Consider the following 19,352-nt stretch of genomic DNA (forward strand, 5'->3'; position numbering starts at 1 on the left):
GGGGGTGGGAAGTCAAGGCCGGCGTTCTGGAAATCGGTGGGGACGGGGAATATCGTTCGGCGAAAGTGGCGGATGGGGGATGATTGTTCTGTGAAGGAGGCGAGGCGGGTTTGTGAACCGATCAGGGCGTCGCGTGATGCTCCGCAGGCATGGCGCCGAGGCAGAGGCCGTACGACCGCCCGTTCGCAACCTCAGCCCGGGTCCGATCTGAACGGCTTCATGATCTTCTCGAACGGTTGTGAAGGCGGAATCACGGGGACCTCTTCGCTTGCGCCAGAAGGCGTACCTGTACCCAAGCACAAGCCCGGCGTTGCGCCGGCACACAAGCTGGTCGATAAACTGTCTCCATGTGTATTAGGAATCATCGTAGTGCCGCCACATTTCTACCTCAGCAAAACGGTGCCTGACTCGTCGGTTTCCGCCCGTTGCAGACAATCTTCGAGCACACGTGCCAGCGCCTGGACGTGGGGCTCCTTGACCATACTGTGATGCTGGCCAGGGACGAAATAGACTTCAACGGCTGCGGCCAAGCTTCCCCAGCCCCGGTCACGCGTCGTCGCAATCGCGATAGGCGCGTCGGAAGGTCGGAGCAAAGTGATCCGACCAGGATAGGGGCGTGGGACGTATTGACTGGCTAGCACCATGTGGTGATGGAAGAGCCGTTTCAGTGCGTCGACGACCTGCTGAGCGACTCCCATGGGAACGTCGGGACCGACAAGGCCCAGTTTTAGAGCGTGCTGCCAGAGGTAGGGGAGCTGCCGATCGGGGCCGAGGGTCGCCAATTGTTCCAGGGAGATGTCCAGGCCGTACTCACGGCCGGCGCCGTCGTCCTGGGGTGGGGCGCCGGGAGGGCTCGGAGGGGTGGTGTCGAGCAGGGCGAGCAGGCTGATGTCCTCCCCGTCCGCCTGGAGTTGCTGGGCCATCTCCAGGGCCACGAGCCCGCCTACGGACCAACCGCCGAGGCAATACGGCCCTCTCGGCTGAATTTCTCGGATGGCGGCCACGTAATCCGCGGCCATCGCCTCCATCCGGCCCGGCAACGCTTCTGATTCGTCGTACAGGCCGCGCGCCCGGATGCTGTGGAAGGGGCGATCCCGGCCCAGCCGTTGCGCCAGAGCCTGGTAGCAGACGACAATCCCGCCGGGCGGGTGGACCATAAAACAAGGAGGGCGAGACCCTTCCGGCTGCAGGGTCACGATCAAGCCTCCCCGGGCGGGAGTGGGATCGGCTCCGTCAGCTTGACTGGCTGGCAGTGAACTCGGGCCGAAGAGACGTCCGACGGCGTCGGGATACGAGGCGCTGAGGTGGCGCGCCAGGTCGTTGATCGTCGGCGAGTCGAATAGCGCGATCACGTAGACAGGCTCACCGAGAGCCTCCTGGATCCGGTTGATCAGCACCGCCCCCTGAATTGAGCTTCCCCCCAGCTCGAAGAAGTGGTCCTCGACGCCTATTTTGTCGAGGTGTAACACGTCGCGCCAGAGTCCCGCCAGGAACTCCTCCAACGGCGAGCGGGGGGCCACGTAGGGCCGGTCCAGGGCGGGGCGCTCCTGGGGCGGCGTGGGGAGCGCGCGGCGATCGACCTTGCCACCCGTCGTGCGGGGTAACGCGGGCAACGGGACGAATACGGAGGGGACCATGTGAACGGGTAAGCGTTCCTTCAAGTACCGCCGCAGGGCCTCGGGTGCGGGAGGTTCGCCGTCGCCGATCACATAAGCGATCAGCCGCGATTCGCTGGTATCGCCGGCCTGCGCGATGACGGCGGTCTCACGCACCGCCGGGTGACTCATCAGAGCGGCCTCGATCTCGCCCAGCTCCACGCGGAAGCCGCGCACTTTCACCTGGTGATCGAGCCGGCCCAGGAACTCAAGAGTGCCGTCCGACAGCCAGCGGCACCGGTCGCCCGTCCGGTAGAGCCGCCCGCCTGGCTTGACGCTGAAGGGGTCGGGGAGGAACCGCTCGGCCGTTTCTGACGGGTTCTTCAGATAGCCGCGGGCCAGTCCCGCTCCCGCAAGGTACAGCTCTCCGGGGACCCCGGGTGGCACCGGCTGAAGGGCCGGGTCCAGCACGTAGGCCCGTGTATTGGCGATGGGCCGGCCGATGGGGACCCTAGGACGAGAGTCGTCACGGCGGCAGGCCCACCAGGTGGAGTCGACGGCCGCCTCGGTCGGACCGTAAAGGTTGTATAGCGCGACATTGAGCCTGTCGAGAACCCGGGCCGGGAGGTCCGTCGGCATCGCCTCGCCGCCAGAGCAGATCCACCGCAGTTCGCGACAGGCGTCGAAGCACGGGTCGTCCAGCATCAGCCGGAGCATGGCGGAGGGGGCTTCGAGGACAGTCACCCGCTCCCGGATCACTCGCTCCAGCAAACGGTGCGGGTCGTACTCCTCGCCGGGTGCGGCCAGGATCAAGGCGCCGCCGATCGCGAGCGTGGGGAAGATGATACAGAGCGAGGGATCGAAGGTATACGACAGGTTGTAGAGCACGCGATCAGCGGCGAAAAGGGGCAGGTCCCGGTCACGCCAGTGGACGGTGTTGACGATGGCCCGGTGCTCGACCATCACTCCTTTGGGGCGTCCCGTGGACCCCGAGGTGTAAATGACGTAGGCGAGGTCGTCGCTCCGGACGCTACTCTCCGGCGGGCTCATCCCGTCGCCCTCCGGCTCGAGCGCCGGGTCATCAAGGCAGATCAACGCGGCCCCGGTTTCAGGCAGCCGGTCCCGGAGCGAGTGCTGGGTGAGTACAACCGCAGAGGCCGTGTCGGCCAGGACCAGGCGTACCCGCTCGGCCGGTGTGCCGGGGTCGATCGGTACGTAGGCGCCGCCCGCCTTGAGTGTGCCGAGGATCGCCACGATCTGCGCGGTAGAACGCTCCAGGAAGAGGGGCACGAACGCGCCTGGGCCGATGCCCAGCCGTCGAAGGCGGTGTGCCAGATGATTCGACCTGGCATCCAGCTCAGCGAACGTGAGAGACTCCTCATCGCTCCGCAATGCCAACGCGTCGGGGGTCCGGACCACCTGCCGCTCGAAGAGGTGATGGAGGCAAAGGTCCCTAGGAAAATCCACCTCGGTCCGGTTCCAGTCGTCGAGTACGAGGCGACGTTCGGCCTCCGTCAGGCAGGGGAGCTTGGACAGGCACCGGTCCGGCTCGTCGGCGACGCTGTGGAGCAGTGTGAGAAACTGGCCGACCATCCGGCGCACCGTTTCCGCCTCGAACAGGTCACGGTTATACCGGAGCATTCCTTCGAGTGTGCCGTCCCCTTCCTCGAAGACCATCTCCATGTCGGATTGGCAACTGTGCTGCTCGACGTAATACTGCTCCATCTGGAGGCCGCCGAGGGTGAGCTTGGCTCCGGATGGCGGTAGGAAGAAACGCCAGGCCCCGAGTTCCTGCGAGTGTTGCGCCTTCTCCAGGGTGAACGTCACCTGGACCAAGGGCGTCCGGCTGAGGTCGCGCGCGACGTTCTCTCGCTCTACGATGAGGGCGAAGGGGTAATCCTGGTGTCCGAGGGCATCCAGCACCGTTGCTCCTGTGCGGCGGAGCAGGGCGCGGAAGGAGGGGTCGCCGGACAGGTTGGCTCGCAAGGGAAGCATGTTGATGAAATAGCCGATCACTCCCTCGAATTCGGCTCGGCTTCGGCCCGCGAACGGGGAGCCGACCAGGAAATCGTCTTGTCCCGTGTAGCGGCCGAGGAGCACCTGGAACGCGGCCAGCAAGGCCGTGTAGAGCGTCGTCCCCTCGGACGCTGCCAAGGCCTTGAGTCGGCGCGCCAGCCCCAGTCCGACCTGCCAGGGTTCGGCGCCCCCTCGGTTCGAGAACAAAGGGGGACGCGGGCGGTCGGTGGGCACGTCGAGCACGGTCGGCGCCCCGGACAACTGCCGATGCCAGTAAGCCCTGAGCCACTCCCCTTCAGGGCCGGCCAGCAGGTCGTTCTGCCAGCGCACAAAGTCGTGGTATTGCGGGCCAGGTGCCGGCAAGCACGCGGGCTGGCCCCGACACTCTGCGGGATAGAGTGCCTGCATCTCCCTGATCACCAGTACTAACGACCAGAAATCACCGATGATGTGGTGGACTCCCAGGAGCAGGACGTGATCGTCCGGCCCGAGCGTGAACAAGTGCATGCGCAGCAGGGGACCGCGCTCCAGGTCGAACGGGCGGTGTGCTTCTTCTTCCAGACGCGAGCGCAGCGTCTCCTCGCTCCACAGGGAGGCGTCGATCACTTCAAAGGGCACCGGCAAACTCTCATGGACGCGCTGGAGCAGCTCGCCGTCGCGTTCTTCAAACGTTGTGCGCAGGCTTGGGTGGCGGTTGACTAGCGTTTGTGCGGCCCGACGGAAGGCGTCGAGATCGATCAGCGAGCGAACCCGCGACGGGAAGCAGACGTTGTAGGCCGGACTCCGCCGGTCCATCTGGTAGAGGAACCATAAGCCGCGCTGGCCGTGCGACAGGGGGAAGACGGTCGTCCGGCTCGCCCGCTCCTGGAGGAGCTGTGCCAGCAGGATGCGCTTCTCGGCGAGCGAAAGACCTGCCAACGATTCCGGGGACATGCTCATGTCTGTGCCATCCTGTTACCGGCGAGCGTCGTTGACCCGACCATTCAACAAGGTGGTGAGCAGGGCGTCGACCTGCTCGTTGGACAGATCCTCGACCTGGGAGACAATGTCCTCGGGGGCGGGCTCCAAGGCGTTTACGGCTGAGACGCGGCCATTGGTCCCCCCTACAACCTCGCCGTTACGGGAACAGGTGAGCGGTGGCGTGCCGGCCACCGCGCTGAACCGCTCCGCCAGGAGTTTGGCGAGGCCCGAGATGCTGGGGCTGCGCAACAGATCCGCGATCGGCAGGTTCACACGGAGTTCGCCCTCAATCCAGTTGCGCAGCTCGACGGCCATCAGCGAGTCGATGCCGAGTTGGAGTAGGGGGCGTGCGTCGTCGAGGCGTTCGGGCTTGGTGCCGAGGACGAGCGCGACCTTGTCTCGCAGCAACGCGCCGACCAGGCCGCCCCGTTCGCTCGGCGCGGCGGCCCGGATGGCGTCGATGCTGGGCAAGGCGCCGGTCGGGAGCGTGTCCCCGTCGTCTCGTCGACAGAGGTGAGCGAATCGCGGCGACACCCGGCTGGTGACTCCCAGGCCGCGCCAGCGCGACCACTCCAGTCGCAACACGCTCACCTGAACGTGCTCCCGTTGTAAGGCTTTCTCCAGGAGCGTGAGGGCCTGTTGGACGGTGAAGCTCAGAACCCCTTGCCGTTCGAGCCGCTCGCCCAGTTCACCGCGGCGGGCGAGGTAGCCGACCTCGCCGAGGTAACCCCAGTTGACCGTCAATGCGGGTAGTCCCTGGGCGCGTCGGTGCCAGGCCAGGGCGTCGAGGAAGGCATTGGCTGCCGCATAGTTGCCCTGACCGGCGTGGCCGAGGACACTCGACAGCGATGAGAACAGGACAAACAGATCGAGGGGGCGGCCCGCCGTCTGCGAGTGCAGGTTCCACGCGCCGCTCACTTTAGGGGCAAGCACCCGCTCCAGCAGGTCACGGTCGAGGTTGACGAGCAGGGCATCTTGCAGAACCATCGCCGCGTGGATGACGCCTCGGAGTGGAGGGAGGTCGTGGTCGATCTCGGCGAGTACCCTCGACACGTCCTCGGCCTGCGACACGTCCACTGCGCGGACGACAACGCGGGCGCCGAGCCGCTCGATCGCGGCAACCGCCCGGCGGGCTTCTTCGGTCTGCACTCCTCGACGACCTAACAAGACGAGGTTGCCCGCGCCCCGGCCTGCCATCCACTGGGCCACTTCCAGCCCGAAACCGCCCAGGCCTCCCGTGATCAGGTACGTGCCATCGGCCCGGAAAGTCAGCGGCTCGTCCTCGGCGGGAACGGCCGCGACGCTCCGTCCGCGGGTCGACAGCACGAGCTTGCCGATATGCTTGCCGTGCTGCATGGAGCGGAAGGCTTCGACCGCTTCGTCCAAGGGCCAGGCCTGGTGGGGCAGGGGGGTGAGAATCCCTTCGCGGACGCGCCGGACAATGTCCTGGAGCAGACCGCCGAGCAGAGCTGGACGCTCGCGCAGGACACGGTCGAGGTCGATTGCGAAGAAGGACAGATTCTTGCGGAACGGCTGGAGGTCGAGCCGAGCGTTCTGGTAGATGTCGCGTTTGCCGATCTCAAGGAAGCGGCCGTAATCGGCGAGGACGTCGAGGCCGCTGTTGATGGCCGCGCCAGAGAGCGAATTGAGGATGACGTCGGCACCCCGTCCGCCCGTCCGTCGGCGCACCTCGTCGGCGAAGTCGAGCGATCGGGAATCCATGACGGTCTCGATGCCGAGTGATCGCAGGTAGTCGCGCTTCTCCGAACTGCCGGCAGTGGCGAAGATCTTGGCATGGGCGCGGCGTGCGATCTGGATGGCGGCGTGGCCCACGCCGCCGGATGCGGCGTGGATCAGAAGGGTTTCCCCAGGGCTCAGTCGGGCCAGGTATTCCAAGGCGTAGGTGGCAGTGAGGAACGCGATCGGGAGAGTCGCGGCCTCCTCGAAGCCGAGGCCGGGCGGCTTGGGGGCGACCAGTTCGGCTCGAGCCAGGACATGGCTGCCGAAGGCAAAGCCAGTGGCCGCCACAACCTCGTCGCCGACCCGTAGCGCGGTCACGCCGTCGCCGACGGCCGAGATGCGGCCGGCGCACTCAGCGCCCAGCGGCACGGGGCCTTCGGGCAGGCCGGGATAGAGGCCGAGCACCTTCATCACATCGCTGAAGTTGAGGCCGGCGGCGTCGACTTCGATCTCCACCTCGCCCTGTCCTGGCGGCCGCCGATGCAGCACGTGGGCTTCCAGTCCGTCGAGCGTGCCGGGCCGAGGGATCGCTAGGTGATACGGGACGCCGATGTGGGGCGGGGTCACGGCTACGGGGGAGGGCTGAAAACGGTGGGCGTAACGAGTCGACTCGCGCCAGGCGACCTCGTCTTCGCCGTCGTCGGCCTGGACCTCAGCGAAGAGTAAGAGGCTATCCGGAACGGGTTGTTCGACAAATGGAGGGTGGGAGGTGACCATCCTCCAGGGAGCCGCTGGCTCCTCGCCTTCGTCTTGGACTTTGGGGTCGAGGTCGACGAGCTTACAGGCGAGTCGCGGATACTCGGCCGCGATCACCCGTCCCAGCCCGATGACCGGGCCTTGGGCAACGGCGACCGCTTCGGGCCGGTCGCCGACCGACTGAGCACCACGGGTTACAAGGACGAGCGGTGTGGACTGGGCTGACGCACCTTGCTCCCACGCCTGCACGAGATGGACGATGCTGAGTACACCCGCAGTCTGTGCGTCGGCGAGTATGGGAGCGGTTAGCCTCGTCGCTGGCGGTGCGTCGAGGTTCCACAGATGGACGACTCCTTTGCAAGGGAGCCGGCCCGGGGCGTTGACGGCCTGCACCAGCCGGAGGAGGTCGGCGGACAGCGCGGGATTGACCCGGTAGCGGGTACCATCCCCGTCAAACTCAGGGCCGACGGTGGTGAGAATACACTCGTCGCCGCGCGCTCTGAGCCGTTCGGCGAGTCGCGCGCCGAGGCCGCCCTCGTCCGCGAAGATCAGCCAGGAACCCGGTGCCGCCGGGGGACTCGCCTCGGGCAAAGGCTGGGGCTGCCATTGGTAGGCGAAGAGCATATCGTCGAGCGAGTCTTCCAGCCCCCTCATAACGCGCCGGCTCTGCAAGCCTCGCAAGCGGACCGCAAGTCGTCCTTCCTCGTCGTAGATGTCGACCTCGGCTAGGGACTGGCGCGGTGTCTTCTCAAGCAGCCGGGCGTGCGCCCAGACATGCCGGCCCGGCCGAAGGAAGAACTGGACCTGCTCGATGGCCCAGGGCAAGTACAGGCCGCCGTCCCGCCGGTCGAAGTCGCCGTCCGCCGGGATGACGACCTGGAGACAGGCGTCGAGCAGTGCGGGGTGGAACAGGTGCGCTCCTTCCTCGGGTTCGAGCCCCTCGGGGAGCCGGACTGACCCCAGTGCTTCGCGATCACCTTGATGCACATGCTCGATGCCCTGGAACAGCGGGCCGTAGTCCAGACCGATCAACCGCAGGTAATCGTAGCACTGATCGTGGGAGTACGCGCGCGGACAGCGGCGACGGATCGCGTCGAGGGCAAACGGTGGAGACTCCGGCTCGGCGGGACGGGGGCGCAAGACGGTGGTCAGATGCGCCGTCCATTTCCGAGAGTCCTGAGCCGGCCGCGTGGAGACTTGCAGCGTCGAAGTCTCGGGGTCGAATGCGCTCTGGACCCATAGCGGTTCATCCGGCGTGAGGAAACAGGGGTTGGCGAGAGTGATATTCCGCAGCTCGCATCCCTCGGCTCCCAACGTCTCCCGGGCGGCTCCGAAGGCCAGCTCCAGGTAGGCTGTCGCCGGCAGGATGACGGCGTGCCGCACGCGGTGGTCGGCGAGGTACGGCATCAGGCGCAGGTCGAGCCGCGCTTCCCACTCCGGCCAGGGCCCTCCACGGCTGACCCCGAGCAGCGGGTGCGCCGGCGGCGTGAGCCGGGAGGCCCGCGACTCATCCGACTCGTGCCAGCAACGCTCCCGCTGCCAAGGATAGAGCGGCAGACGCACAAACCGCTGATGGCTCGGGAAGACACCCTTCCAGTCGACCGGATACCCTTGCACGTGCAGTGCACCCAACGACCGCAGCAACGTCGCCCGCTCTCCCTCCTGGCGGTGTAGTGAGGGGAGGACGGTCGTCTTCTTACCCTGGTGTGCAAAGCATTCCGTCACCGAGGAGGCCAGCACGGGGTGCGGACTCAGCTCGACCACGAGGTCAGTCGCCCGCTCGATAAGCCCGTTCACACCATCGGCGAAGCAGACCAGCTGGCGGACGTTCTCCCACCAGTAGCCAGGGCCGAGTTCCGGCCCCTCGATGCGTCGGCCGTGGACGGTGGAGAACAGCGGCAAGGCCGCCACCTTCGGCCGGATGCCCTCAAGTGCGGCGAGCAACTCGGCCCGGATCGGGTCCATCTGGGCACTATGGAAGGCGTACTGGACTTTCAGGAAGCGGTAGAACGTGCCGCGCGCTTTCATTCGTTCCGCACACTCTTCCAGCGCTCCGATCTCGCCCGAGAGTGTGACCGATCCCGGGCTGTTCACGGCGGCCAGGGCGACGCGGTCGCCGTACTCGGCGATCAAGCTCCGCGCCTCGTCCGGAGTGAGGGCTGCGGCGAGCATCCGGCCGCGAGCGGGCGCCTGCTCCATGCATCGGCCACGGTGGTAAATGATCCGCACCGCGTCTTCCAGGTTGAACACGCCGGCCAAGTATGCCGCCGCCACCTCGCCGACACTGTGCCCTACCAGGGCCTCGGGCCTCACGCCCCAAGAGTCCCAGAGCGCCGCCAGGCCCACCTGGATCGCGAAGAGGCAGGGCTGCGCGATAGCGGTGACGTCCATCTGCGAGGCGGATTCGTCGGCAGTCAACTCGTCGAGCAACGTCCACGAGCCGAGCTGTCTCATGATGGTGTCACAGCGCGCGACCGCCTTGCGAAAAACCGGCTCGGTGCGCAGCAACTCCCGACCCATGCCCCACCATTGTGGCCCCTGGCCCGAGCACACGAAAGCGGTTCGGGGCGACCGGCCGCCCGTCGCCCGCCCTTCGATGGTTCCTGTCGCAATCTGGCCGGCCGCGAACTCATCCAGGCTCCTCGCCAATTCCTCCAACGTGTTCACGACGATCGCCACGCGGTCCTCGTGGTGCGTCCGGCGCAAGGCTGCATTCGAGGCGATCTCCTCCAGGGAGACGACGGTCGCGCGCTGCGTCACGAACTCAGCCAGCAACCTCGCTGCCGCGTGCAGGGCCTCGGGGCCTCGTGCCGACAGGGGAATCAGAAAGGATCGCGGAGTCTCCCCTTCAGGCCCCCGGCGCTTTGACCCGTTGATCGGGACCGGGGCCTCCTGGAGCACGACGTGGGCGTTCGTGCCGCCAAATCCGAAGGCGTTGACTCCCGCCGTGGCCGCCCCTTGGTCCGCGGGCCAGGACTCGCTTCTGGTGGGCACCCGCAGGCGCAGGCTGTCGAAATCGATGTCAGGGTTGGGCCGGTCGAAGTGCAGATTGCCGGGGATACGGCGGTGGTGGAGTGCGAGGGCTACCTTGATCAACCCGGCAATGCCGGCGCCCGCCTCCAGGTGGCCGATGTTCGTCTTCACGGAGCCGACCAGACAGGGCCGCCCGTCCGCCCGCTCGCCGGATAGCGCCCGGCCCAGGGCACGCGCTTCGATGGGGTCACCCACCTGCGTCCCCGTGCCGTGAGCTTCGACATACTGGACCTCTGCAGGCGCGACGCCCCCCCTCTGGCATGCCTGAAGAATCAAGGCCGCTTGCGCTTCCTCACTCGGCACCGTCATTCCCTGAGTGTGGCCATCCTGATTGACTGCCGTTCCCCGGATCACCGCGTACACGCGATCGCCATCGGCGAGGGCCTGCGATAGCGGTTTCAGCGCGACAATGCCGGCTCCCTCGCTCCGCACGAAGCCGCTGGCGCTCGCGTCAAACGCCCGGCAACGTCCTTCTGGGGATAACATGCCCATGCGACAGAAGCCGACGTACCAGTCGGGTAAGAGAAGGGCGTTGACCCCACCCGCCAGGGCCATGGAGCAGCCGTCTCGCCACAGGCTCTCGCACGCGAGATGTACCGCTACCAACGCCGATGAGCACGCGGTGTCCACCGCCATGCTCGGCCCTCGCAGGTTGAAGCAATAGGAGATGCGGTTCGCCGCGATGCTGAGCGAGCCTCCTGTATTGGAATAAACATCAATGCCGCCCCGATCGCGGAAGCTGGTCTCCAGTACCGAATAGTCAAAGCTGGATATGCCGACGAAAACCGCCGTGTTGCTCCCCGAGAGCCGCTCGAGGGTCAGGCCCCCATCCTCCAAGCTCTCCCAGGCCACTTCGAGCAGCAACCGCTGCTGAGGGTCCATCCGCGCTGCCTCGCGCGGCGAGATGCCGAAGGCGTGCGGATCGAAGCGATCAATTCCCTCGACGAAGCCCCCCCAGCGAGAGTAGGTCTTTCCCGGCCGAGACGGGTCGGCGTCGTAGAACGCCTGGAGGTTCCAGCGCTCGGCGGGGACTTCCGTGATGGCGTCCGTGCTGCTCTCGAGAAGATTCCAAAACGCCTCAGGATTGTTCGCTCGACCGGGAAAGCGGCAGCCGATACCGACGATGGCGATCGGTTCACGAACCCCGGATCCGGACCCGATTCGGGGACGAACCGAGCCGTTGACGCGACGGTTTGGCATGACTCAACCTGCTCTGTACGAGCCCTTGAACCGCGATTCGCGCGGCCTGGGACGATTCACTTGTTTCGTCCCGCAGATCGAGGTGTAATGATTCAGCGTGCGAGGGAGGAACCGGGACTTGCAGATACGATCGAGGATGTTTTTGTCTGCAAGCATGGATTTGCTGCTTTCTTGCAAATTCCGAAGGGTAGGCAGGGCGGTCCCGTGTCGCCCCTCCTTCGGTCCTGGCCCCAGGGACGGCGCTCGGTGCGGTTGCCACGGCACCCAATCCCCCACCTTATGTCATCGTAGCGCCGTTAAACCCTTCAATCAATGAGTTCCCGGTGACCAGACGGCGGGGCGAATATCCGCTTTCCGCGCGGGCGTGACGTCGCCGATCGCCCGATGCCAGCCGAGTTCGTTGTCCTGGGCCGCGAATCGAATCTTCCACGAGCCTCCTCGTGTTCGCCAGACCCAGGGGGATTTAGCTTCCCCATTGACGTGCCTGGCGGTATGGTCCCTCGGCAGGCTGCTCTCCGCGTCAGTCATACCGTCCGTCCGGGCCTCGTTCGGAAGCCCGGCCAGACAGACACCCAGCCTTCAATGATCGAGGTCGTGATCCACGATACCAAGATGCTTCTTCATCGCTGGCTGAAAAGACGTCATCAACGGGAGGTAATGTTGATCGCTCGGCGTCGCTCATGCATGCTGCGATATTTGATAATTGTTTTGTGATTGATTTTTGGAATATTAAGAGCGGGAGCCATCCTGCTAACACGACTGCTATCCGCATCCTGGCTGGGTTTTGTTCTTCCCTCCCTCCATCCTCTGTGCGACGAAGCGGGAAATCGACGGACCGACCAGGAGTAAGATCGCCACACGCATGAGTTGGAGGGCCATCACGAACTCGAGATCGACCTTGCTCGACGCGGCGATGACCGCGATCGAGTCCACGCCGCCGGGGCTCGTGGCGAGATAGGCCGTCAGCGGATCGATGCCGAGTATCCTTACCAGGAGAATAGCAAGACCGCCACAGAAAGCGATCATGGCGAGGATCGACAAGAGTGTCTGCAGCAGTGCCCGTGCGGCATGGACAAGGATTTGCCGATTAAACTTCAGACCGATGACCCAACCCATGACCGCATAACTTGCCGTGAGCAGCCACGGCGGCAACTCGATCGCAACCAGGTTGGCCGCCTGCAGTACTGAGCCAATGATCAACGGCCCGAGCATCATGCCGGCCGGGATGCGTGACAACCCACCGAGGATCGCACCGCCGATCGCAATCGCCATCGTTGCTGCGAAGGGTTGCCAGTGGATTGGCGGGAACCAGATCGTCGCGGGTATGGCCTTGCCGGAAGTATCCAACCAAAATCCGCTCATGACGGAAACCGTCACGGCGACGACAAGGACACGAAGATACTGCATCAAAGCGACGAGTCGCGAGTCCGCGCCGTACACCTCCGCCATCAAGATCATGTTGGAAGCCGCCCCTGGAGAAAGGCCCCAGACGGCCGTCGTACCGGGGAGCACTCGCCATCGGCCGATCAGCCATCCGAGCAGGCTGCTGGCCGTCACTGTCGTCACGGTGACGGCCAGCAAGATCGGCCATTGCTTCCCGATAATGGCGAGGATGCCCGACGTTATGCTGCGGGCGACCAGGCAGCCGATGATTGCCTGGGCCGCTGCATAAGCATGACGGTTGACCTGGATGGTCCCGCCCTGGACCTTAAACAGGACCGCGGCGAGCATTGGGCCGAGCATCAGGGCCGCCGGTAATCCTGCCAGCCGTAGCAGGATCGCGAAGGCGGCGGAACCGACCACCAGCAGGCCCCTTTGCAACGGCCGGTTGAGCCGCGTGAGCGGTGGCGCGAGTTGGACCATGATGAGAGCTGCCTTTCAGTCTTGCCACAGTTCGATCGCCGAAGACGGCGCCACTCTGCCCAGTAACGGGAGGATTTCCCCCACGGAAAAGGCGTGCATCTCGGCCGACCGACTCGTCGTGGCGTCTTCCGCGATCACGACCTCATAGCCGTATTCGTAAGCTTGCCGGGCCGTCGACTCGACGCCGATGTTGGTGGAGACGCCGCCGAGGACGATCGTCCTGATCCCGCGCCGCCGGAGCTGGAGGTCGAGGTCCGTACCATAGAAGGCCCCCCATTGGCGCTTCGTGATCCGGAGATCGGAAGGCTCTGCGAGCCCGCTGACCAGGTCGCTGAAGCCAGCGGGAAATCCACCCGGTGGGATCGGCCATGGCCGATCGACCGGTTGGCGGAGGACATCTTCCAGATCCGCCGCGAAGGCGACGTTGACCAGGATGACGGATGAGCCCGCCCCTCTGAATCGCCTCGCCAGATCGACGCCGACGTTCACGACTTCGGAGGCCGTATGTGGGGCAAGCGAAGAACCGACGATCCCCTTTTGAAGGTCGATCAGGACCAGGGCGGTCGTGAGCGGATTGAGAGAGATCATGCCTTCTCCTTTCAATATGCCGGAGCCTACCTACCGTCCTCAGGTGACATCGGCAAGACGTTCTGCCTAAATAGTTGAGCTTCGACTCAAACAAAAGGATGATTGAGCCGCGCCTCAAAAAAGTCAAGGAGAGATTTTGGACAGGCGGGTCACCCTCGGGATCGATACCGGGTGTGGCCGAGCACCACCCATGAGCCGCTTGAGCGAGCCCCGATTCAAATAGCCGCCGCATCTCATCTGGGTCAAAGCGGGTGACGTCCGGTTCGACTTCCAACTCCTGGGGGATCGATGTGAGCGCGAATCGACTACCCATCAGGCGACTGAGGTGGAAGGCTCGGTTCAACTCACCAGCCTCTCCTGCAACGACGCACGCAGGATGGAAATCAGCCGGTGGTTCACGGCCTGGGGGTTGGGCAGAATTTTTCAAGATGCGATGACATGCAAATCATGCAGATTCTATAGCCGGCCGTAATTGCTAGTAGTGGCATAAGTTGACAGGGATAAGATGATGTTTTCGTCGGCGTGGAGCTCGGTGTATCGCCGTCCGTTCACCCCGATCTCGATCGGCACATGCGGGAAGAGTCCTGGGATTGAGCAGGAAGCCAGGATGACATTCAGGAAGAGCTTGCAATGATTCAGATCCGAGCTCGCGGCGATGGCCCTCATATCCACTTCCGGTGTGGCATTGGGGACCCGCCAGGCGTCCCGTTCTGGAGATCGATCAGGACGAGGGCGGTGGTGAGGGGATCGAGCCAAGGCATGGGTCGCCAAACCTTTCCTGCTGCGACTTTGAAAGGTGACAATCGACAGCGGGCCCGCTATATTAGTTGAGTGCAACCTCAGCTATCGGGGTTTTTGAGAATGCCCACAAATAAGTCAAACGCAGATTCCGTGCGGGCTGCCCAGGAACCCCGACGTCGCCCCGGTAAGGAGCGCGTAGCCGCCTTGATGGAGGCGGCAGCCTCCGTGATTGCGGAAAGGGGCTTCGAGGCGGCGACTATGGCGGAAATCGCCTCACGTGCCGGGGCACACATCGGCTCGCTCTACCACTTCTTCCCGAACAAGGAAGTTCTGGCAGATGCGTTGATCCAACGGTACGGTGGGATCGTCGACGAGGCGTTCGCCAGGATCGATAGCCAGGCTGCTTCGATGCCGATCGAAGCGTTGGCAGACGCCCTGGTCTACTTCCTGGTCGAAATTCGGGGCGAATCGAAGGCCATGCGTGCGTTGCTGGAGGCTCGTCTCGAATGGTCGTCGAAGCGGCAGGAATTCCACGACGCTGCGCTGCGGCACATCGCCCAAACGCTGAGGTTCCGCTCGCCGCGACTCCGTCCGAAGACGGCCCAGCACATGGCGGTCGTCCTGCTGCATAATATGAAATTAATGAAAATATTAAATTCAGATGATGTGCTTGCTGATAGTGGCGGGGCGTCGGCGGAGCTAAGGGACATGACTCGACTCTACTTGGCGAGCAAGCTCGCCCATGGATAATCTGCTGACCTTTGCCTTCAGATGCTGACCTTCACGTTCCTCCGCCAAAGATCGAGACTTGCCCTCTACATCAAACAGCGGTCATATCTGTCGGGACGGTTGCCGATTCGCGACGCCCATGCCCGAGGCTGCCCAGATCCTGCCAGTCAGGGTTGACGGAGGTGTCAGGCCGACGAGGGGACGTCGGCCCTCTCGTCTTCGAGGGTTCAACAGCGGGCCGCCGAATTGGAATCTCGCCTCATTGTAGATGACGCTTGGCGCACGCTGCTAGGCGCAGTCGAATGATCCGACTTCCCCGCAGCCCGTCGTCCCACAGGGAAAAGCAAGTGCATCAACCGCCTCCGGAAATGCACCGGCGAGGTGGCCCTATCGGCACGGCGATTTCCAAGTCGTAGGGTGGAATTATCTACCGAAGCGCCGCGCCGCTCTCATGCCCGCCGTCGATGCCGACGCCCGGCCAAGGCACACCCCAATGGCCGAATCGCTTCGAGCCCGTCGATCAATTCACCGCTTCGGAAGATGGCTGATTCCCATGCCGACCAGATACAAAAGCACAAGCAGATGCTTCGCAATCCCCTGAGAGGCGGAGCCGTGGATTCGCGAGACATCTCTCTCGTAGTGCCGAGATGAGAGGACAGATTGTCCTTCGAGCAGATCCAACCATTGGTTAGCCCGGACAACACGTGGTCCTGGCCACCCCTAACACTCAGGCTCGTTCTAAGCTCGAAGGCCTCCTGAAGGCCAACCGCTGTAAAGCCTACCCTACGAGGGCATGTTCAACGACTTGGCTGAGGCGCCACTCAGGTTCTAAGTGGCCAGTGCTCATCGGGCCGGAGCGTACTTTTTTCTGGGAGTAGAAGAAGGGACGCGTAACCCATTGAATCGTGAGGGGTCGGCGAATTGGGCTTATCAGCCCACCCGTGACGGATTCTCGCCGCAGGAGATCACCGTGACGTTCGTTGCGTCTTGCCCCTTTGCTTTCCATGGAGGGGATGCCCCGTCCCGTCTTTGGTAAAATCACGATGGTCGGGCTTACCCTCAGGGATCGATCGTCGGATCGAACGGCCGTGGCCCATGCCTTATTCACTGATCATCCTCTGGCGCGAGCGTCGCCGTTTTTTGCCGGCGATTCTGGCGGTTGCCTTCAGCGACCTGCTGATCACCGTCCAGGTGGGCCTGCTGCTCGGCGCCTTGGCGGTGCTGACATTACCGATCGACCACAGCCGCGCTGAGGTCTGGGCCGCCTCGCGCGGGGTGCTCAGCCTGGAGCTCGGCTACCCCATCCCGGAGTCGTGGCGTGCGCGACTGGCCAGCATGAGCGAGGTGGTGGAGACCGAGCCCTACCTGTACGGGTTCAGCTACTGGAGGAAGCCCGGGGGCGGGTCGGAGGTCTGCTGCGTCATCGGGTCGCGCCTACAGGACGGAGCGCTTGGTGCGGTGAGCGATCTGACGCCCCGGATGCGCACGTTGTTGACTGAGCCTGGGGCCGTCGTCATCGACGAGTCGGAACGGGAGCGGCTGGGCGTCCAGAGGGTGGGCGACACAGCCGAGGTGGCGGGGAGCCGGGTCCGAGTCGTCGGCCTGGTACGCGGGCTCAAGAGCGTTGGTCCGCCCTTTGTCTTCTGCTCGTTGCGGACGGCCTATCTGCTCCAGCCTTTGTTCCACGACTATCCCCGGCACACGATGTACCTGCTGGCCCGCTGCCGTGACCCCAAAGACGCCGCCGCCGTGGCCCGTCGACTGGGCCGGCGCTCGGACCTTTCCGCCTTTACTCGTGAGGAGTTCTCAGAGCGAACGCGTAAGTACTGGGCCACAAGCACCAAGGCCGGCATCGGCATGGGCTTCACCGCTCTCTTGAGCCTGCTCGTCGGTCTGGCGATTACGAGCCAGACCCTGTACGCAGCCACGGTGGCGTCGCTCCGCGAGTATGCCGTCCTGCGCGCCCTGGGCATCCCCCGGCGTAAAATGGCGGGGCTGGTCATGGCGCAGTCGCTCTGGGTTGGCCTCGGAGGTATCGGCCTGGCCTTGCCGATGATCTACGCGCTCGCGGCCAGTGGTGAGGGAAGTGGGGCCGTTGTGCTCCTCCCTCCTTGGCTGCTCGGCCTGGGCACGGGCTTGACTTTGGCGATGGCCCTCCTCTCCGGACTGGCGGCCCTGCGCTCGCTGCGCCTGGTCGAGCCGATCACCCTGTTACGCTGAGGTTTACCCAATGTCCAGCGTTGCGCCGGCCCTGGCTGCCCAGAACCTTCACCGCGCTTTTGGCTCCGGCGACGAAGCCGTGCAGGTGCTGCGCGACGTCTCCATCGAACTGTATGAGGGCCAGGTGCTCTTGCTTATGGGCCCATCCGGCAGTGGCAAGTCTACGTTGTTGGCGGTGCTCTCCGGTCTGTTGCGGCCCGACCAGGGTCAAGTGCGGGTCCTGGGAAAAGACCTCTGGCGGATGCGCGAAGCGGAGCGTGAGCGGTTCCGGCTGAGCCACTTCGGCTTTGTCTTTCAAGGCTTCAACCTGTTCCCGTCGCTGACGGCTAGCGAGCAGTTGGAGATGGTCGTCCGTTGGGGCGAGGGGGCGTCCCGTGGTGAAGCCCGGCGCCGGGTGGGTGAGATCCTCGAACGACTCGGGTTGGGCCGCAGAGCTCACCTCCGCGCCGATCGACTCTCCGGCGGTGAGAAGCAGCGCGTGGCCGTCGGACGCGCCTTGCTCAAACATCCCCGGTTCTGCTTCGCCGACGAGCCGACGGGCTCGCTCGACTGGGGCCACGGCGAGCAGATCATCCGGCTCTTGCAGTCGGCCGCCCGAGATCGCGGCGCGGTCTTATTTATGGTCGGCCACGACCCCCGCCTGGTGCCTTACGCCGACCGCGTTTTGCACCTTGTCGACGGGCAACTGGCCGATGAAACCACACCCGCACCGACACCCAGCGAGGTCCCCTCGTGAGATGTGTCCCCCTAGCTCGCGGTCCGCTCTGGCTCATCGTGCTCTTCACAGCGGGCATCGTCCTGATCGCCGGGAGTCTCGTCGTGCGACGTCCGGCCACCGCACACTCCGCTCCATCGGCCAACTCCGCAATCTCTACGGAAGCGGTCGTTTGTTTCGGCACCGTGGACCTTGAGCACGGTGTGACGTCGCTGTCACCGCTCCAGCCGGGCCGCGTCGCCGAAATTCTGGTCCGCGAGAACCAGGCGGTGCCGGCAGGAACGGAACTGCTTCGCCTGGATGACGGGACGGCCCGGAGCCGGCTGCTCGAAGCGGAGGCGGCCTTGAAGTTGAGTCGGCTCCGGCTGGACCAGGCGCGGAAACTGCCCGATCAACAGCGCGATCGGATCGCCCAACAGCAGTCCCTGGTCGACGCGGCGGGTGCCCGGCTTGCCGCTGCCCGTCAAATCCTGGTCCAGAGACAGAAGTCGGGGCAGCCCCCGATGATCCATGTGGTGGAGGTGGCCGCGAGTGAGGTTCACGTCCGCGAACTGGAGGCCCTGGAACGGTCGGAAGCGTTGCGCCTGGCGGAAATGAAGGCCCGGGAGGTCGACCCCGAGATCCGGCAGGCGGAGTACGACAAGGCCGTGGCCGAGGCGCGGCATGAGCAAGCTCGGCTTGCCCTGGAGGAGTGCTGCGTGAAGGCGCCTCGACCTGGCACTGTGCTGCGTATTCTCGTCGGCCCGGGCGACGTGCTGGGGGCCGAGCGCGGCCAGCCCGTGTTGCTTTTCGCCGCCGACGGTCCGCAAGTGATTCGCGCAACAGTGGAACAGGAGTTCGCACCTCGCGTGCGGGAAGGGAATGAGGTCCTGATCCAGGATGAGGCAGACTCCACCTTTTCTTACCACGGTCATGTTGAGCAAGTCGCGTCCTGGTACAGTCAGCGGCGCCCGGTGCTCCACGACCCGTCCCAACTGAGTGACGTTCGCACCCTGGAATGCGTCATCGTCCTGGAGCCGGGGCAGCCGCGACTGCGACTCGGGCAGTCTGTCCGAGTGAGCATCGGGACCGTGCCGCCATGAGCGGGCTCAAAGACCTTCCAGGGAGCGGGTCGTCTGTCGTTTTCGAAGTCCGGCTGGACCCGAGTCCGGAAGGGGGACACCTTCCCCGGCTGTGGGCTTCAAATGCGGCTACTGTCAATACAGACAGAACAGCTACGCATGCAAATGCGATTAATTTTTTGTAGTCACCGCTTA

9 protein-coding genes are annotated in these 19,352 nt (G+C 64.7%); 4 read left to right on the forward strand and 5 right to left on the reverse strand.

Translation table 11 applies throughout. The features are described 5' to 3' along the window. Positions 1 to 383 precede the first annotated feature (383 nt). From SINAC_RS10205 to SINAC_RS10225, 5 genes are all read right to left on the reverse strand, one after another. A complete protein-coding gene (locus SINAC_RS10205) occupies positions 384 to 4,550 on the reverse strand; it encodes a non-ribosomal peptide synthetase (protein WP_015245580.1) in 4,167 nt (1,388 codons plus the stop codon). Between the two features lie 15 nt (positions 4,551 to 4,565). Next, positions 4,566 to 11,240: a type I polyketide synthase gene (locus SINAC_RS10210; RefSeq protein WP_015245581.1), complete on the reverse strand. Its 6,675-nt coding sequence runs from the start codon at positions 11,238 to 11,240 to the stop codon at positions 4,566 to 4,568. A 309-nt stretch (positions 11,241 to 11,549) separates the two neighbouring features. Then, on the reverse strand, positions 11,550 to 11,768 hold the full coding sequence (locus SINAC_RS10215) for a hypothetical protein (RefSeq protein WP_015245582.1): 219 nt from the start codon (positions 11,766 to 11,768) through the stop codon (positions 11,550 to 11,552). 234 nt (positions 11,769 to 12,002) lie between these two features. After that, positions 12,003 to 13,103 carry an AbrB family transcriptional regulator gene (locus SINAC_RS10220; RefSeq protein ID WP_015245583.1) on the reverse strand — a complete coding sequence of 367 codons (1,101 nt, stop codon included), beginning with the start codon at positions 13,101 to 13,103 and terminating at the stop codon, positions 12,003 to 12,005. A 15-nt stretch (positions 13,104 to 13,118) separates the two neighbouring features. Then, on the reverse strand, positions 13,119 to 13,691 hold the full coding sequence (locus tag SINAC_RS10225; protein WP_015245584.1) for a hydrolase: 573 nt from the start codon (positions 13,689 to 13,691) through the stop codon (positions 13,119 to 13,121). 861 nt (positions 13,692 to 14,552) lie between these two features. Here SINAC_RS10225 and SINAC_RS10235 point away from each other — a divergent pair. From SINAC_RS10235 to SINAC_RS10250, 4 genes are all read left to right on the forward strand, one after another. After that, the gene (locus SINAC_RS10235) at positions 14,553 to 15,182 is read left to right on the forward strand and encodes a TetR/AcrR family transcriptional regulator (RefSeq protein ID WP_015245585.1); all 630 of its coding nucleotides are present in this window, start codon (positions 14,553 to 14,555) and stop codon (positions 15,180 to 15,182) included. Between the two features lie 1,074 nt (positions 15,183 to 16,256). Continuing rightward, positions 16,257 to 17,381: an ABC transporter permease gene (locus tag SINAC_RS10240; protein ID WP_015245586.1), complete on the forward strand. Its 1,125-nt coding sequence runs from the start codon at positions 16,257 to 16,259 to the stop codon at positions 17,379 to 17,381. A 10-nt stretch (positions 17,382 to 17,391) separates the two neighbouring features. After that, a complete protein-coding gene (locus tag SINAC_RS10245; protein WP_015245587.1) occupies positions 17,392 to 18,117 on the forward strand; it encodes an ABC transporter ATP-binding protein in 726 nt (241 codons plus the stop codon). Further along, positions 18,114 to 19,178, forward strand: coding sequence for an HlyD family secretion protein (locus tag SINAC_RS10250; protein ID WP_015245588.1), 1,065 nt, complete (start codon positions 18,114 to 18,116; stop codon positions 19,176 to 19,178). The genes SINAC_RS10245 and SINAC_RS10250 overlap by 4 nt, the downstream gene beginning before the upstream one ends. Positions 19,179 to 19,352: the final 174 nt, after the last annotated feature.

The organism is Singulisphaera acidiphila DSM 18658 (genome assembly GCF_000242455.2).
GTDB classification, from domain to species: domain Bacteria; phylum Planctomycetota; class Planctomycetia; order Isosphaerales; family Isosphaeraceae; genus Singulisphaera; species Singulisphaera acidiphila.

Excerpts from the sequence above, each read along its gene's own strand:
- SINAC_RS10205 (WP_015245580.1), bottom strand. The coding sequence starts at position 4,550 with ATGAGCATGTCCCCGGAATCGTTGGCAGGTCTTTCGCTCGCCGAGAAG.
- SINAC_RS10210 (WP_015245581.1), bottom strand. The coding sequence starts at position 11,240 with ATGCCAAACCGTCGCGTCAACGGCTCGGTTCGTCCCCGAATCGGGTCC.
- SINAC_RS10215 (WP_015245582.1), bottom strand. The coding sequence starts at position 11,768 with ATGACTGACGCGGAGAGCAGCCTGCCGAGGGACCATACCGCCAGGCAC.
- SINAC_RS10220 (WP_015245583.1), bottom strand. The coding sequence starts at position 13,103 with ATGGTCCAACTCGCGCCACCGCTCACGCGGCTCAACCGGCCGTTGCAA.
- SINAC_RS10225 (WP_015245584.1), bottom strand. The coding sequence starts at position 13,691 with ATGATCTCTCTCAATCCGCTCACGACCGCCCTGGTCCTGATCGACCTT.
- SINAC_RS10235 (WP_015245585.1), top strand. The coding sequence starts at position 14,553 with ATGCCCACAAATAAGTCAAACGCAGATTCCGTGCGGGCTGCCCAGGAA.
- SINAC_RS10240 (WP_015245586.1), top strand. The coding sequence starts at position 16,257 with ATGCCTTATTCACTGATCATCCTCTGGCGCGAGCGTCGCCGTTTTTTG.
- SINAC_RS10245 (WP_015245587.1), top strand. The coding sequence starts at position 17,392 with ATGTCCAGCGTTGCGCCGGCCCTGGCTGCCCAGAACCTTCACCGCGCT.